A 15,617-nucleotide genomic window follows, 5' to 3' on the forward strand; every position below is an offset into this window, starting at 1 on the left:
CGATGTGGCAGACGATTCGAAGAATGACAACAGATCAGTGATCGGGTCGTACGTGGCGGTGGGGGACAGCTTCACCGAGGGCGTCGGCGACCCCGGCCCTGACGGGGCGTTCGTCGGCTGGGCCGACCGGTTCGCGGTACTGCTCGCGGACCGCCGGCCGGAGGGCGACTTCGAGTACACCAACCTCGCCGTGCGCGGCAAACTGCTCGACCAGATCGTGGCACACCAGCTCCCGAAGGCCGTCGAACTCGCCCCGGACCTGGTCTCGTTCTGTGCGGGCGGCAACGACATCATCCGGCCCGGAACCGACCCCGACGAGGTCGCCGAACGCTTCGAGCGGGCGATGGTCCGGCTCACCTCGGCCGTCGGCACCGTCATGGTGACGACCGGCTTCGACACCCGAGGCGTCCCGGTGCTCAAGCATCTGCGCGGCAAGATCGCCACCTACAACGGCCATGTACGGGCGATCGCCGACCGGTTCGGCTGCCCGGTGCTCGACCTGTGGTCCCTCAAGACCGTTCAGGACCGGCGGGCCTGGGGCGACGACCGGCTCCACCTCTCGGCCGAGGGGCACACGCGCGTGGCGCTGCGCGCCGGCCAGGTACTCGGCCTGGAGGTCCCGGCCGATCCCGACCAGCCCTGGCCCCCGCTGCCACCGCGGGGCACCCTCGATGTGCGGCGGGACGACGTCCACTGGGCGCGCGAGTACCTGGTCCCGTGGATCGGGCGGCGGTTGCGCGGCGAGTCGTCGGGCGACCATGCGACGGCGAAGGGCACGCTCTCGCCGCACGACATCAAGGAACGGATCGGGTTCGTGGCCTGAGGGCGGCGGTGGACGGCTCGGTCACCGTCCTGACGCGGTCAAGGCCTTCCGCTCCAGCCCCAGTTCGCGGGCGAGTGCGTCATCCACCCATTCCTGCGCACGCGCGCGTGACACCGCGCCGGCATAGGAGGTCATCTGTACGGCGAGTCCGTCGAGGAGGGCCGTGAGGCGCAGGGCCGCGCCGGTGGGATCCGGGCAGCGGAACTCGCCCGCGGCCACTCCTTCGGCGATGACCTCGGCGATCGCGGCCTTCCATTCCTTGTCGAGGTCGCGGGTGACCTCCCGCAGGGCGGGCTCGCGCAGCGCCGCCGCCCAGCCCTCGATCCACAGCCGCCAGCCCTTGGCCTGGCCCGTGGGTGCGTACCAGCGCACAGCGGCCCGAAGCCGGCGCAGTGCCGTCGTACGGCGGCCGAGCAGCCGGCGCAGCTGTGCGAGGTCGTCCTCGGCGGCGTAGGTGAAGGCGGCGGCGACGAGCCTCTCCTTGGTGGAGAAGTGATAGAGCACCAGTGCGTTGCTCACACCGAGTGCCGCGGCCACGTCGGCGATCCGGACGGCCGTGACGCCCCGCGCCTCGATCTGCTCGATGGCGGCTTTCAGCAGCTCCTCGCGCCGCTCAGCCACGCTCAACCGCACCCTGGCCACGCGGTCACCCTACACAGAACATGTCAACGGCCCGCGTCACCGGTACCACCCGAATCGCGCGGCGATCACCGGCAGCCGGTCCGCGACGATGGCGTGAGCGGCGGCCCGCGGTGTCGTCCCATCCGTCTCCGCGCGGGCCAGCATCAGGTTCACCAGGGCGCGCATCGAGCGGCGTGTGTGCGCGAACGCCTCGTCCGCGTCCGCGCCGATGTCACCGAACAGCGTCCACCACCACCAGGCGTTCGTCCCGGAGTTGACGACCACGTCCGGCAGCACGGTGACCCCGCGCGCGGCCAGCAGCTCCTCCGCCTCGGGCAGTACGGGCATGTTGGCCGCCTCGACGATCCAGCGGGCGGTGATCCGCTCCTGGTTCACGGCGTCGACCGCATACGAGACGGCCGCGGGCACCAGCACCTCCGCGTCGGCGGAGAGCCAGGCGTCGCCCGGCAGTTCCCGGTCACCGGGACGCAACACGGAACGGTCGACGGTCCCGTAAGCGTCGCGCCCGGCGAGCAGGGCCTCGACGTCGAGCCCCGCCGGGTTGGCGATCGTGCCCTTGATGTCGGCGACGGCCACGACCGCGAGCCCCGCGCGCGTGAGGAAGCGTGCCGTCGCCCCGCCCATGGTGCCCAGGCCCTGCACGGCGACACGCGTCCCTGCGTACGGCACGCTCGCCCGGTCCAGGGCGGCGAGCGCCGACTCGGCGACCCCGCAGCCGCCGACGAGTTCGTCGAGCCCGATGCCGTCCACCTCGACGGCGAACGCTTCGGCGAGCCGGCACCGGGCCGCGGCCTCGTCGTCCAGCAGCGGGTACACGGCCTGGATCGACGACACGAGCCCCGCCTCCGCGGCCGCCCGGTCCACCAGGTCCTGGGTGAGCCCGAGATCCTCGCCCGTGGTCCAGAAGCTCTCGATGTACGGCCGCATGGCGCGCAGGTAGCGCACCAGAAGCCCGTACGAATCCGGGTCCTGCGGATCGCAGTCGATGCCCCCCTTGGCGCCGCCGAGGGGGATGTACCGTCCCTCGGGGTCGTAGTGCAGCGCCTCCTTCATGGTCATGCCGCGCGCGAGCCCGGTGACCTCGTCGAGGGTGCAGCCCGCCCGCATCCGCAGCCCGCCACTGGACACACCGCGCACCAGCCGGTCGACGACCAGGAAGCCCTGTCGCCCGCTGACGTGGTCGGTCCAGACGAGCGACATCAGGGGGTTGGTCATACGGGCTCCTCGAAATGGCATTACTGAACAGCGAGTCAGTATCGGGACGGGTGGCGTGTCGTGTCAACGTGAAACCGGTTGGAGGGCCGGCGGGTGGAATCAGTAAGTTCTCTCCAACAGCGCACTGACCTGGATCGGAGGGAGCGGACAGGGCATGGCCCACGTCGTCGAACTGATCCACTACCCCATCAAGGGCTGCGCCGGGACCTCACCGGGCGAGGTGATGGTGACCCCCGCCGGCCTCGCGCACGACCGCAGCTTCATGGTCGTCAGTGAGGAGGGTGTGTTCCGGACGCAGCGACGCGATCCTCGGCTCGCAGTCATCCGGCCGGCGGTCGGTGCCGGCGGGGAACTGCTCGTGCTGCGGGCGCCGGGGTTCGAGGCCGTGCGCGTCGACGTGGACGCATCCGGGGCCCGGCGCGCGGTCGATCTCTTCGGAAGTCCGTATCAGGGGATCGACCAGGGGAACACCGCCGCCGCGTGGCTGTCGGACGTGCTCCGGGCACCCAGCAGGCTCGTACGCGTGCCACCCGAGCACGACCGGGTGACCGACGGCCGTACACCGGGCACGTCCGGCTACGCCGACAGCTGTGCGCTGCACCTGCTCTCCCGCGCCACCCTCGACCTCCTCAACGGCAAGGTGGCCGAGCGCGGCGGCAGCCCGCTGCCGATGGACCGCTTCCGCCCGAACGTCGTCGTCGGCGGTTGGGACGAACCGCACACCGAGGACCGCGCCCACCGCATCACCATCGGTGACGCCGAACTGGGCTACGCGAAGCTCGCCATCCGCTGCGCCGTCACCCTGGTCGACCAGGACACCGGGACGAAGGACGGCCCGGAACCGCTGCGCACGCTCGCCGGCTACCGCCGGGCGGGCGGCGGCGGGGTCGCGTTCGGCGCGAAGTTCGCGGTCCTGCGGCCCGGCAAGGTGACGGTCGGGGACGCGGTGGACGTGCAGGTGTGGGGCGACTCCGAGCTGTAGTTCCGCCCCGGGCGGGGAGGGCGGGACATCGCGCTGTGACCGGGGCGACCCGGGGTTGTCAGAGGCGGCGCCCATAATGGAAGTCCTCAGCAATTCCACTTGGAGGTACCGTGACCGGATTCCGTTCCCTGAGCACCGGGCTTCGCGCGCTGCAGCCCGCTGCCTTCGGCGCGGACCCCAGTGGTGAGCGTCTTGCGCGTATCCGCAGATCGCCCCACTTCAAGGACGGGGTCTTCCTGAATCCCGGGGGCGAGGCCCGGACCCGGCCCTCCGGTTCGTCCCTGGAGCTGGCGAAGGGCTTCCTCGACCGGGACACTCGGCCCCGCCGTGCTCCGCAGGGCACGGTTCCGGTGCACGCCACGACCCTCGCCGACATCGCCCGGCCCCCCGCCACGGGACTGCGGCTGACCTGGATGGGCCACTCCAGCGTGCTCGCGGAGATAGACGGCCACCGAGTGCTCTTCGACCCCGTCTGGGGCGAGCGCTGCTCTCCGTTCGCCTTCGCCGGGCCCAAGCGGCTGCACCCGGTGCCCCTGCCGCTGGCCGCGCTCGGCCCGGTCGACGTCGTCGTCATCTCGCACGACCACTACGACCACCTGGACATGCCCTCGATCAAGACGCTGGCGGGCACGGACACCCTGTTCGTCGTGCCGCTCGGCGTCGGCGCCCACCTCGAGCACTGGGGTGTGTCCGCGGACCGGCTGCGCGAGCTCGACTGGCACGAGGACACCAAGGTCGGCGGCCTCACCCTGACCGCCACCCCGGCCCGCCACTTCTGTGGTCGCGGGCTGCGCAACACCCAGCACACGCTCTGGGCCTCCTGGTCAGTCGCGGGCGAGGAACACCGGATCTACCACAGCGGAGACACCGGGTACTTCGAGGGCTTCAAGGACATCGGCGCCGACTACGGCCCGTTCGACGCCACGATGATCCAGATCGGGGCGTACTCCGAGTTCTGGCCCGACATCCACATGACCCCTGAGGAGGGCATGCGTGCCCACCTGGACCTCCAGGGCGGGACACCCCAGGGTGTGATGCTGCCGATCCACTGGGCCACCTTCAATCTGGCGATGCACCCGTGGGCGGAGCCCGGCGAGGGCACCGTCGCGGCCGCCCGCGCGGAGGGCGCTCGCGTGGCTCTGCCCCGTCCCGGCGAGCCCTTCGAACCCACGGCCGAGACCGTGCCCACCGAGCCCTGGTGGCGTGCGGTGGCGTCGGCCCCGGCCGACGGGTGGCCGGACGCCGACCTCCGCACCGGCACATCGACGAAGACCGCGGCCGACGGTCCGACCGATACGGCGGGTGACACTCCGGGCCGTGCGGCCGAGGGCACCGGCGACCCCGAGGCCGTACCGGCGGGGTGATCGAACGCGGGAAATCCGTGGACGGCGAGGGCCGGAGAGCGAAGAGCTCTCCGGCCCTCGCCGTCTGTTCGTGACCACTTCGGACCAGCTGCGATCGCTCTCTTCTCGTTCCAGAACTGGGGTGCGAGAGGTTAATCGGTCTGTCGTACGAAGCCTCATACCAGAGCGGGAAGCTCTCCGGGGGACTTTGTCAACTGCCCACCGCACATGATGCGCAGGCGACTACGGTGAGTGTCCGCCGGGCGACGCAGGGCCGAATTTTTCGGCTCTTTCGACCGGCACCGCGATGGCGCATGTCCGATTCGCGCACCGCACCGGGGGCGTCGCGTGGATCAGGACGGATCAGGGAGCGGGGTCTGGACAGGTGCAGCTGCGAGGCGGCGGAGGGAGTCGACGCGATGGGATCACCTCTGGCTCGACCCCGGCCGGAAGCCGGGGGAAACCGGTGACCGGCGACCGCGGCGCCGCAGCGCCCTCCCGACGCGAGCGCGGCCGGGGGACCGGCGGGGCGCACGCCGGGTCGCCCCGGTCCAGCCGGGCGTACGTCGGGTCTCGCGAGCCCGGGGGAGTGACCGCCCGGGGCCGTGAGCCCTCCGGGGCGCACACCGCAGGCGACACCGGCGGCCACGCGGACCCCCCTGGCAACCAGGCCCGACAGACCAGTACGAGGACACCGATGTCTCAGCTCCGCGCACCGGCAGCACGCGCAGACCGCCGCGAGGGCGGCCGGCACGGGCGGCCGGTCGCCCGCCCTGTACCCGTGCTGCCCGAGGCGCCCATACGACCCCAACTCCTGCGTCTCGCCGTGCTGCCGCCCCTCGCGGTCGCCCTCAGCGCCTCGGCCGCCGTGCTGTTCACCGTCCGCACGACCGGGGCGCAGCCCAGCCTCACCCTGTGGGGCGTGCTCGCCGGTGCGGTCTCGGTGACCTGCGTCGGGATCGCGATCGCCGCCGTGGCCGCGGATCGCGCCGCCAGGTCCGTGAGCGAACGGCTCGGTGCGATGCGCCGGAGCAGCGCGCGCGGCGAGGCCGATCTGCGGGCGCTCGTCGAGGCGCTGCGCCGCGGCGACGCCGCGCCCCAGCGCAAGCCGCGCAGCGGGCCCCCCGAGGACGCCGACGACTTCGAACTCCTCGCCGCCGACCTGGCCCGCGTGCACGACGGTGCCGTCACCGCCGTCGTCCAGGCCGCACAGCTGTCCAGTCAGGCGGGCAGCGAGCAGAAGCTGGAGGTCTTCCTGAATCTCGCGCGGCGCCTTCAGTCGCTGGTGCACCGCGAGATCTCCATCCTCGATGAGCTGGAGAACGAGATCGAGGACCCCGACCTGCTCAAGGGCCTCTTCCACGTGGACCACCTCGCCACCCGCATCCGGCGCCACGCGGAGAACCTCGCCGTGCTCGGCGGCGCCGTGTCACGCAGACAGTGGAGCAACCCGGTCTCCATGACCGAGGTGCTGCGCTCGGCCATCGCCGAGGTCGAGCAGTACTCGCGCGTCAAGCTCGTGCCGCCCATCGACGGCACCCTGCGCGGACACGCCGTCGCCGACGTGATCCATCTGCTCGCCGAACTCGTGGAGAACGCCACGGTGTTCTCCGCCCCGCACACCCAGGTGCTGATGCGCGCCGAACTGGTCACCTCCGGGCTCGCCGTCGAGGTCGAGGACCGCGGACTCGGCATGCCCGTCGGCGAGCAGAGCAAGATGAACGCCCTGCTGGCCGACCCCGACCAGGTGAATGTCGCGAGCCTGCTCGCCGACGGCCGCATCGGGCTGTTCGTCGTCTCCCAGCTCGCACGACGGCACGGCATCAACGTCCGTCTGCAGACCAATATCTACGGCGGTGTCCAGGCCGTACTCGTCGTGCCGCAGGGGCTGCTGGGTACACATCCGGGCGCTCCCGGGGCCGTACCGCGGGCGCAGGACACCAGTGGCGGCGCGGGGGCGGCCGTACCGACGCAGCAGCATCCGCGGCCCGCACCGGCACCCGACGCGGGACAGCGGGTCGTGCCCGCGGCGCCGACCGGTGTGCCGCCCCGGCAGCGGGCCCCTCGGGCGGCCGCACCGATGCCGGACAGCCGCCCACCGGTGCCGCTGCCCGTGCGCGTCCACGAGGAGCGGCCCAATCCGGCCGAGGCACTGCCGGGCATCCGGCCCGAAGACCGTCCGCTCGTCGTCGAGAACACGGGCACACCGCCCCTGCCGCGCACCAGCACCGTGCGCGGCACCATGGGCAAGCCCCAACTGCCCCGGCGCCGCGCCCAGGAACACATCGCGCCCCAGCTGCGCGACGGTCCGGCACCGCGCCAGGACTCGGACCACCTCGCCGGCCACGACCCCGGCCTGATGGCAGCCTTCCAGCGTGGCATCGGCCTCGCGGAGGCGCAGCAGCACATGGAGTCGGGTCACATGGACTCGTCCCACACGGTGTCGGGACACAGGGACTCCGGGCCACACATGGTGTCCGGTCATATGGAGCCCGCACATATGGAGCCCGCACACATCAAACCGGTGCGCACGGAGCCGACGCGCCTCGCACCGACACAGCTGGATGCATCCCACACAGATGCCGAACCCATGACCAGGGCCCATTCCATAGACGGACCGCCCATGGACCCGGCCCACACAACGGAGGCGCGCCCCATGCCGCCCCGCCCCGACCACACCACCACCCGGCACGACGGGAGCGCACCAGCCGGATGACCACCTCCGTAGACACCCCCCTGCCCACCCCCACACCCAGCGCTCCCGCAGACCTTCGTACCTCAAGGAGTCGATCCACCATGGCGAGCGAAGCGCCGACCGGCCATGTATCCGATCTCGACTGGCTGATGAGCGGCCTCGTGCAGCGCGTACCGCACACCACCAGCGCGGTACTCCTGTCCTGCGACGGGCTCGTGAAGTCGGTCCACGGCCTCGACCCCGACAGCGCCGACCACATGGCCGCCCTGGCCTCCGGTCTCTACTCCCTCGGCCGCAGCGCCGGGGTCCGCTTCGGCGACGGCGGAGACGTCCGCCAGGTCGTCGTCGAACTCGACTCGACACTGCTGTTCGTGACGACGGCCGGATCCGGCACCTGTCTCGCCGTGCTCGCCGGCCGCGAGGCCGACGCGGCGGTGCTCGGCTACGAGATGGCGATGCTGGTCAAGAGTGTCCGCCCCTACCTGATGACCGCGCCCCGTCAGCACGCCGTCGAATCCACGGCGTTGAGGCCTTGACCGTGGCGGCGGCCGGCGACGGGCCCTGGCTCGACGACGCGGCCGGACGGCTGGTGCGCCCCTTCACGGTCAGCAACGGCCGCACCCGGCCCACCGTCGCGCTCGATCTCCTGTCGCAGGTGATGGCCACCGGGGCCACCCCTCTCGGCTACCTCGGTCCGGAGCACGCGCAGGCACTGGACCTGTGCCGCGCGCCTGTCTCGGTCGCCGAGGTCGCCGCCCACCTGAAGCTGCCAGCGGTGGTCACCAAAGTCCTGCTTTCCGACCTCGTCGACTGCGGGGCGCTGACCACCAAGCCCCCCGAGTTCCACCACAACCCCACCGACCGGGCCCTTCTGGAGGCAGTGCTCGATGGACTACGACGACAGCTCTGACTACGACGACGGCGCCGACCTCTTCCCCACCGCGCTCAAGATCCTGGTGGCGGGCGGGTTCGGGGCCGGCAAGACGACCTTCGTCGGCGCCGTCAGCGAGATCGCGCCGCTCAGCACGGAGGAGTTGCTCACCACGGTCAGCGCCGCGACCGACAACCTCGACGGAATCGAGAACAAGGTAGAGACGACGGTGGCCATGGACTTCGGCCGCATCACGCTCGACCCGGAACACGTGCTGTATCTGTTCGGCACACCGGGACAGGAGCGGTTCTGGTTCATGTGGGACGAGCTCTCCGAGGGCGCGCTGGGGGCGGTCATCCTCGCCGACACCCGCCGCCTGGAGGACTGCTTCGCCGCCGTCGACTTCTTCGAGCAGCGCGGCATGGGCTTCATCGTCGCGATCAACGAGTTCGACGGCTCCTACCGCTACGACCCCGAGGAGGTGCGCGCCGCCATCGATCTCGACCCCGAGATTCCCGTCGTGCAGTGCGACGCCCGGATCTCCAGCTCCGGCGTCCAGACCCTGCTGACCCTCGTACGGCACCTCATCGCCCATACCCCGGCCGCCGCGCCGAGCCATGGCGCCCACATGTGATCCCCGCACACCCCACGGAGCCCGCCTATGACACATCCCCACAGCGACGGAGTGCGCCCATGAGCTACGACCCGCCACGCCCGGCCGGTCGTCTGCTGCTCACACCCGAGGACAAGGAGGCCCCCGCCCGCGCCGACCGGCTGCGTCGGCTGGGTCTGGGGGAGCGGACCGAGCCCGCCCTCGACGCCTTCGCGGACGGACTCGCCGAGGTGACCGGGGCGCCGTACGCCATGGTCAACTTCATCGACGAGGACCGGCAGTTCTTCGCGGGTCTGCACCTTCCGGCCATCGGCCCGTATGTGAGGAGCGACGGCACCAGTCCGGAGGTCGGCCGGACCCTCCCGCGCGACCATGGGTTCTGCCCACATGTCGTGGTTCGACGCAAGGCGCTCGTCCTGGAGGACGTCTGCGACTATCCGCGGTTCGCGGGCAACCCGGTCGTCGACGAGTTCGGCATCCGTTCCTATCTGGGCGCACCGCTCATCGACAGCACGGGCATGGTGCTCGGCACTGTCTGCGTCGTCGACGTGGCACCCCGGCCCTGGGGGAAGGCCGGGCTGGAGACCATCAAAACGGCGGCCGCGGAACTCACCGTACGACTGGAGCGGTACGGGCAGGTGTGAAGCGGAGCTTCGGCCGCGGTTAAGAAATCCTCGATGGACCCGGGGTGCGGACGTGCGGCAGATTGCCAGTCGACACCACCCCTCTCCCCGGCAAGGGCTCCTTCGGCATGCCCGCGCCCGGGGCCTGAGCGTCAGGAGCCGTAGCGTTGAAGGCGCTGGTCAAGGAGAAGGCGGAGCCCGGGCTGTGGCTCGCGGACGTCCCCGAACCCGTCCTGGGACCGGGCGACGTACTGATCAAGGTGCTGCGCACCGGCATCTGCGGCACCGATCTGCACATCCGGTCCTGGGACGGCTGGGCACAGCAGGCGATCCGTACGCCGCTGGTCGTCGGGCACGAGTTCGTCGGTGAGGTCGTCGAGACCGGCCGGGACGTCGCCGACATCACGGCCGGCGACCGGGTCAGCGGCGAGGGCCATCTGGTGTGCGGGAAGTGCCGCAACTGCCTGGCCGGGCGGCGGCATCTGTGCCGGGCCACGATCGGGCTCGGCGTCGGACGGGACGGGGCGTTCGCCGAGTACGTGGCTCTGCCCGCCGCCAATGTGTGGGTGCACCGAGTCCCCGTCGACCTCGATGTCGCCGCGATCTTCGACCCGTTCGGCAACGCCGTGCACACCGCCCTGTCCTTCCCGCTGGTCGGCGAGGACGTCCTGATCACCGGCGCCGGCCCCATCGGCCTGATGGCGGCGGCGGTGGCCCGGCACGCGGGTGCACGGAACGTCATGATCACCGATGTGAGCGAGGAGCGGCTGGACCTCGCCCGCAAGATCGGTGTGAGCCTCGCGCTCAATGTCTCCGGCACCACGATCGCCGACGGGCAGCGCCGACTCGGCCTGCGCGAGGGCTTCGACATCGGCCTGGAGATGTCCGGCCGTCCCGAGGCGATGCGCGACATGATCGCGAACATGACGCACGGCGGCCGGATCGCGATGCTCGGTCTGCCGGCCCAGGAGTTCCCGGTCGACTGGGCCCGGATCGTCACCTCGATGATCACCGTCAAGGGCATCTACGGCCGCGAGATGTTCGAGACCTGGTACGCGATGTCGGTCCTGCTGGAGGGCGGTCTCGACCTCGCGCCCGTCATCACCGGCCGGTACGGCTACCGCGACTTCGAGGCGGCGTTCGCCGATGCGGCCAGCGGCCGCGGCGGCAAGGTCATCCTCGACTGGACCGCGTAACTCCCTTACATCTTCAGGAGCTTCAGCCATGTTCGACTCCGTGCGCGACGACCTCCGCGTCACCCTCGACGAGATCCGTGCCGCCGGTCTGCACAAGCCCGAGCGGGTCATCGGCACCCCGCAGTCCGCGACCGTCGCCGTCACCGCGGGCGGCCGCCCCGGTGAGGTCCTCAACTTCTGTGCCAACAACTACCTCGGCCTCGCCGACCACCCGGAGGTCGTCGCCGCCGCCCACGCGGCCCTGGACCGATGGGGCTACGGCATGGCCTCGGTGCGCTTCATCTGCGGCACGCAGGAGGTGCACAAGGAACTGGAGGCGAGGCTGTCGGCGTTCCTCGGCCAGGAGGACACGATCCTGTACTCCTCCTGCTTCGACGCCAACGGCGGCGTGTTCGAGACGTTGCTGGGCGCCGAGGACGCGGTCATCTCGGATGCGTTGAACCACGCCTCGATCATCGACGGCATCCGGCTGTCCAAGGCCCGCCGTTTCCGGTACGCCAACCGTGATCTGGCCGATCTGGAACGGCAGTTGAAGGAGGCGCAGTCCGCCAGGCGCAGGCTGATCGTCACCGACGGCGTCTTCTCCATGGACGGTTATGTGGCACCCCTGCGCGAGATCTGCGACCTCGCCGACCGCTACGACGCGATGGTGATGGTCGACGACTCGCACGCCGTCGGCTTCGTCGGCCCGACCGGCCGCGGCACCCCTGAACTGCACGGCGTCATGGACCGCGTGGACATCATCACCGGCACCCTCGGCAAGGCGCTCGGCGGCGCCTCCGGCGGCTACGTCGCCGCCCGCGCCGAGATCGTCGCCCTGCTGCGCCAGCGTTCACGGCCGTACCTCTTCTCGAACACGCTCGCCCCGGTGATCGCCGCCGCGTCCCTGAAGGTGCTCGATCTGCTGGAGTCCGCGGACGACCTGCGGGTCCGGCTCGCCGAGAACACCGCGCTGTTCCGCCGCCGGATGACCGAGGAGGGCTTCGACCTCCTCGCCGGCGACCACGCGATCGCGCCCGTGATGATCGGCGATGCCACCGTCGCCGGGCGGATGGCGGAGCTGCTGCTGGAGCGCGGGGTGTATGTGATCGGCTTCTCCTACCCGGTCGTACCGCAGGGCCAGGCCCGCATCCGGGTGCAGCTGTCCGCCGCGCACTCGAAGGCGGATGTGAACCGTGCGGTCGACGCCTTCGTCGCGGCGCGTGCGGACCTGGGAGAATCGGTCGCATGATCGAAGCGCGGCGGCTCCACATCCTCCGTGCGGTGGCCGACCACCGTACGGTCACGGCGGCTGCCGCCGCGCTGTATCTCACCCCCTCCGCCGTCTCCCAGCAGCTGACGGCCCTGGAGCAGGAGACGGGCCACCGGCTGGTCGAACGCGGCGCGAAGGGGGTACGGCTGACTCCGGCCGGCGAGATCCTGCTCAGCCACACCAATGAGGTCCTCGCCCAGCTGGAGCGGGCCGAGGCGGAACTGGCCGCCTACAGCTCGGGTGCGGCCGGCACGGTCACCGTCGCCTCGTTCGCGACCGGTATCGCCCTGGTCGTCGCGCCCGCGGTGGCCCGGCTCGCCGTGACCGCGCCCGGCATCCGGATCCGCGTCCAGGACGCCGAGGGCGACGCCAGCCTGCCGATGGTGCTGGACCGGCAGGTCGATGTCGCGGTCGCCGTGGAGTACCGCGGGGCCCCGCCCGCCGACGACCCGCGACTGACCCATGTCCCGCTGTACGCCGAGCCGTTCGACGCGGTGGTTCCGGTCAGTCACCGGCTGGCGGATGCCGAGGAGGTTCCTCTGGCGGAGCTGGCCAAGGACCCGTGGATCGGGCCGTACCCCGGCAACCCGTGCCACGAAGTCGTCGTCCTCGCCTGCGAGAGCGCGGGATTCCAGCCCCGCCTCGAGCACTCCTCGGACGACTTCCGCGCGGTCGTCGCCCTCGCCTCCGCCGATGCGGGCGTGGCCCTCGTACCCCGTTCCGCGCTGCACGGCATGGACCTCACGGGCGTGGTGGTCCGCCCGGTCGACGGGATCGCGCCCACCCGCCGGGTCTTCGCGGCGGTACGAAGGGGAGCGGAGGGGCATCCGCTGATCCGGCCGGTGCTGGAGGCGTTGGAAGCAGCCGCTCAAGGCTAGGCTCGACTCGTCTCGCAAATGGGATAGCATCCCGAATATGAAACAAGATGGTGTCGAGGCTGCGCCCGGCCCGGATCCCGTCGACGCCCGGCTCGGCGCCCGTCTCGCCGAGCTTCGGGCCGAACGGGGCTGGTCCCTGGGGGAGTTGGCGGAGCGCAGCGGAGTCAGCCGGTCGACGCTGTCCCGTGCCGAACGCGCGGAGATCAGCCCCACGGCATCTCTTCTCAACCGGCTGTGCGCCGTCTACGGACGGACCATGTCCCAGCTGCTCAGCGAGGTCGAGCAGGAGCCCGCGCTGCTGGTGCGGGCAGCCGAACAGCATGTGTGGGAGGACCGGTCCTCCGGGTTCGTACGACGGTCCGTGTCCCCGCCGCATGCCGGGCTGCGCGGCGAACTCGTCGAGGGGCGGCTCGCCCCGGGCGCCGACATCGCCTACGACCGGCCGCCCGTACCGGGCCTGGAGCAGCACATCTGGGTGCTGGACGGGTCCCTAGAGGTGACCGCGCAGGATGTCGATCACCGTCTCGACACGGGCGACTGTCTGCGGCTGCGGGTGTGGGGGCCGACGCGGTTCCGGTGCGTCGGCACCGAGGAGGCTCGGTATGTACTGGCGGTGGTGCTGCCATGAACGTGGTGCGCTTGGAATCGGGTCAACTGCTGTCAGCAATCGAGGAGTTGACCGACCTGCTGACCGACACCGTGCACGCCGGCGCCTCCGTCGGCTTTCTCGCACCGCTCGACCGTACGGCGGCCGCGGCGTGGTGGACGGAGCGCGCCGCCTCGGTGGCCGCCGGACAGCTTGCGGTGTGGGTGGCACATGACGAGGGCGGCAGGGTGGTCGGCACCGTCAGCCTGGCCTTCGCGGACAAGCCCAACAGCCGTCACCGGGCCGAGCTGGTCAAGCTGATGGTGCACCGGGACGCGCGGGGGAACGGCCTCGGTCGTACGCTCCTGGACACCGCCGAAGGGGCGGCCGCCGCGTCGGGCATCACGCTCCTGCACCTGGACACCGAGACCGACAGCCTCGCCGAACGCCTCTACCGCTCGGCCGGCTGGACCTGGCTCGGAGCGATTCCCGACTACGCGGCGAGCCCGGCCGGGGTGCTGCGGCCGACGACCATCTACTTCAAGCAGGTGGCAGCGAGCACTCTCACCTGCTGACTGTCAGTGGGAGCCGCTACGGTGCGTCTCATGCAGGATGCCGAAGACGTACGACGGATCGCCCTGTCCCTGCCGGACACGACGGAGAAGATCGCCTGGAGCATGCCCACCTTCCGGGTCGCGGGGAAGATGTTCGCCACGCTGCCCGAGGAGGAGACCTCCATCGCCGTGCGCTGCCCGAAGGAGGAGCGCGACGAACTGGTGCTGGCCGAGCCGGAGAAGTTCTGGATCGCCGAGCACGAGGCGATGTTCGCCTGGGTCCGGGTCCGGCTCACGGCTCTGGACAGCGAGGACGAGTTGCGGGACATCCTCGCCGACTCCTGGCGTCAGGCGGCTCCGCCCCGACTGATCGACGCCTACCCGGAGTTGGGGCTGCCGGCCGCGGACTAGGCGCCCCGCTGGAAGGGCCGCGACGGGCCGTCGATCGTCTGCCGCGCCGTCGTGGCTGGTCGCTCCCCCACTCTCGGCTTCGCTCGAGCGGGGGGACCCCCATCGCGGCGGAGCCGCATATCGACACAGCCCCGCGCCCCTTCGGGGCGCTGCCGAACCGCAGCCAGCCTCACCCGACCTGCTCAGCGGCCCACGAATCCCGTGATCCGCTCCCGAAGCGTCCCGGCGTCCAGCCCGCGGCCTCGAAACGGGCGGCGATACCGCCGGGCCGGGCGTGGGCGGCGGACGCGTTGTCGATGACGACGGTGTGCAGCCGCTCCAGCCCGGCGGGACCGGCGAAGGCGATCGCCTCGTGATTGCTGCCCTCGTCCAGCTCGGCGTCTCCGACGAGCGTCCAGACCCGTGGCTCATGGAGCCCCTGGGCGCGCAGCCCCAGCGCCGTCCCGACGGCGATCGGCAGCCCGTGCCCCAGCGAACCGCTGCCGATCTCCGCCCCCGGCACGAGCACCCGGTCGGGGTGATGGCCGAGCGGGGAGTCGTACGAGCCGAAGTCCGGCAGCCAGTCCACGGGTACGAAGCCCTTCGCGGCCAGAACCGTGTAGTACGCCATCGGCCCGTGCCCCTTGGACAGCAGGAACCGGTCCCGCCCGGGGTCGTCCACCCGCTCCGGGCCCACCCGCAGCACCCGGTCGTACAGCACCCACAGCGCATCCAGTGTGGACGTCGCCGCAGGTCCGTGCTTCTCGTCGCCCGTCATCAGACTCATGAGCCGGGGCAGGTCCGCGTAGCCGTATGTGCGCCTGTGTTCCCCGGTGATCGGCTGTCCCTCGGTGATCGTCATGCCGACGATCGTGCAACCTCAATCGAACTTGAGGTCAACTGCGGCGCGGTGGGGCGTCGGCCCTGCGTAAACGAGTGCGCGACCACCGACCC

General features: G+C 71.3%; 17 protein-coding genes. 14 read left to right on the forward strand and 3 right to left on the reverse strand.

Going from position 1 to position 15,617, the window contains the following annotated elements; translation table 11 throughout:
- The first annotated feature begins 37 nt into the window (after positions 1–37).
- Complete coding sequence (locus KCH87_RS24865) at positions 38–823, forward strand: SGNH/GDSL hydrolase family protein (RefSeq protein ID WP_210588629.1); 786 nt, start codon at positions 38–40, stop codon at positions 821–823.
- A gap of 21 nt (positions 824–844) precedes the next feature.
- Here KCH87_RS24865 and KCH87_RS24870 read toward each other — a convergent pair whose 3' ends face one another.
- Both KCH87_RS24870 and KCH87_RS24875 read right to left on the reverse strand, forming a co-directional pair.
- A complete protein-coding gene (locus tag KCH87_RS24870) occupies positions 845–1,465 on the reverse strand; it encodes a TetR/AcrR family transcriptional regulator (RefSeq protein WP_210588456.1) in 621 nt (206 codons plus the stop codon).
- Positions 1,466–1,501: 36 nt separating this feature from the next.
- Positions 1,502–2,680 carry a glutamate dehydrogenase gene (locus tag KCH87_RS24875; RefSeq protein WP_210588457.1) on the reverse strand — a complete coding sequence of 393 codons (1,179 nt, stop codon included), beginning with the start codon at positions 2,678–2,680 and terminating at the stop codon, positions 1,502–1,504.
- A 154-nt stretch (positions 2,681–2,834) separates the two neighbouring features.
- Between KCH87_RS24875 and KCH87_RS24880 the strand changes: the two genes are divergently transcribed.
- From KCH87_RS24880 to KCH87_RS24940, 13 genes are all read left to right on the forward strand, one after another.
- A complete protein-coding gene (locus tag KCH87_RS24880; RefSeq protein ID WP_210588458.1) occupies positions 2,835–3,662 on the forward strand; it encodes an MOSC domain-containing protein in 828 nt (275 codons plus the stop codon).
- Between the two features lie 110 nt (positions 3,663–3,772).
- Positions 3,773–5,026, forward strand: a complete 1,254-nt coding sequence (locus KCH87_RS24885; RefSeq protein ID WP_210588459.1) for an MBL fold metallo-hydrolase — start codon at positions 3,773–3,775, stop codon at positions 5,024–5,026.
- Between the two features lie 676 nt (positions 5,027–5,702).
- On the forward strand, positions 5,703–7,721 hold the full coding sequence (locus tag KCH87_RS24890; RefSeq protein ID WP_210588460.1) for a sensor histidine kinase KdpD: 2,019 nt from the start codon (positions 5,703–5,705) through the stop codon (positions 7,719–7,721).
- An 80-nt stretch (positions 7,722–7,801) separates the two neighbouring features.
- Entirely contained in the window at positions 7,802–8,236 is a 435-nt protein-coding gene (locus KCH87_RS24895) for a roadblock/LC7 domain-containing protein (protein WP_210588461.1), read from the forward strand.
- Between the two features lie 2 nt (positions 8,237–8,238).
- Positions 8,239–8,610 carry a DUF742 domain-containing protein gene (locus KCH87_RS24900; protein WP_210588630.1) on the forward strand — a complete coding sequence of 124 codons (372 nt, stop codon included), beginning with the start codon at positions 8,239–8,241 and terminating at the stop codon, positions 8,608–8,610.
- Complete coding sequence (locus KCH87_RS24905; RefSeq protein ID WP_210588462.1) at positions 8,588–9,205, forward strand: ATP/GTP-binding protein; 618 nt, start codon at positions 8,588–8,590, stop codon at positions 9,203–9,205. Before KCH87_RS24900 ends, KCH87_RS24905 begins: the two co-directional genes overlap by 23 nt.
- A 59-nt stretch (positions 9,206–9,264) precedes the next feature.
- Complete coding sequence (locus KCH87_RS24910) at positions 9,265–9,828, forward strand: GAF domain-containing protein (protein ID WP_210588463.1); 564 nt, start codon at positions 9,265–9,267, stop codon at positions 9,826–9,828.
- A gap of 146 nt (positions 9,829–9,974) precedes the next feature.
- The gene (tdh, locus tag KCH87_RS24915) at positions 9,975–11,003 is read left to right on the forward strand and encodes an L-threonine 3-dehydrogenase (protein ID WP_210588464.1); all 1,029 of its coding nucleotides are present in this window, start codon (positions 9,975–9,977) and stop codon (positions 11,001–11,003) included.
- Positions 11,004–11,031: 28 nt separating this feature from the next.
- Entirely contained in the window at positions 11,032–12,234 is a 1,203-nt protein-coding gene (locus tag KCH87_RS24920) for a glycine C-acetyltransferase (protein ID WP_210588465.1), read from the forward strand.
- Entirely contained in the window at positions 12,231–13,133 is a 903-nt protein-coding gene (locus tag KCH87_RS24925; protein ID WP_210588466.1) for a LysR family transcriptional regulator, read from the forward strand. Before KCH87_RS24920 ends, KCH87_RS24925 begins: the two co-directional genes overlap by 4 nt.
- Positions 13,134–13,170: 37 nt before the next feature.
- Positions 13,171–13,761, forward strand: a complete 591-nt coding sequence (locus KCH87_RS24930) for a helix-turn-helix domain-containing protein (RefSeq protein ID WP_210588467.1) — start codon at positions 13,171–13,173, stop codon at positions 13,759–13,761.
- A complete protein-coding gene (locus tag KCH87_RS24935) occupies positions 13,758–14,294 on the forward strand; it encodes a GNAT family N-acetyltransferase (RefSeq protein WP_210588468.1) in 537 nt (178 codons plus the stop codon). Before KCH87_RS24930 ends, KCH87_RS24935 begins: the two co-directional genes overlap by 4 nt.
- Before the next feature lie 30 nt (positions 14,295–14,324).
- Complete coding sequence (locus tag KCH87_RS24940; RefSeq protein ID WP_210588469.1) at positions 14,325–14,684, forward strand: MmcQ/YjbR family DNA-binding protein; 360 nt, start codon at positions 14,325–14,327, stop codon at positions 14,682–14,684.
- A gap of 169 nt (positions 14,685–14,853) precedes the next feature.
- On the opposite strand, the gene KCH87_RS24945 is transcribed toward KCH87_RS24940, so the two are convergent.
- Positions 14,854–15,525: a transketolase gene (locus tag KCH87_RS24945; RefSeq protein WP_210588470.1), complete on the reverse strand. Its 672-nt coding sequence runs from the start codon at positions 15,523–15,525 to the stop codon at positions 14,854–14,856.
- Between the last annotated feature and the right edge of the window lie 92 nt (positions 15,526–15,617).

The sequence above is a fragment of the Streptomyces sp. GESEQ-35 genome, assembly GCF_017948485.1.
Lineage (GTDB): Bacteria > Actinomycetota > Actinomycetes > Streptomycetales > Streptomycetaceae > Streptomyces.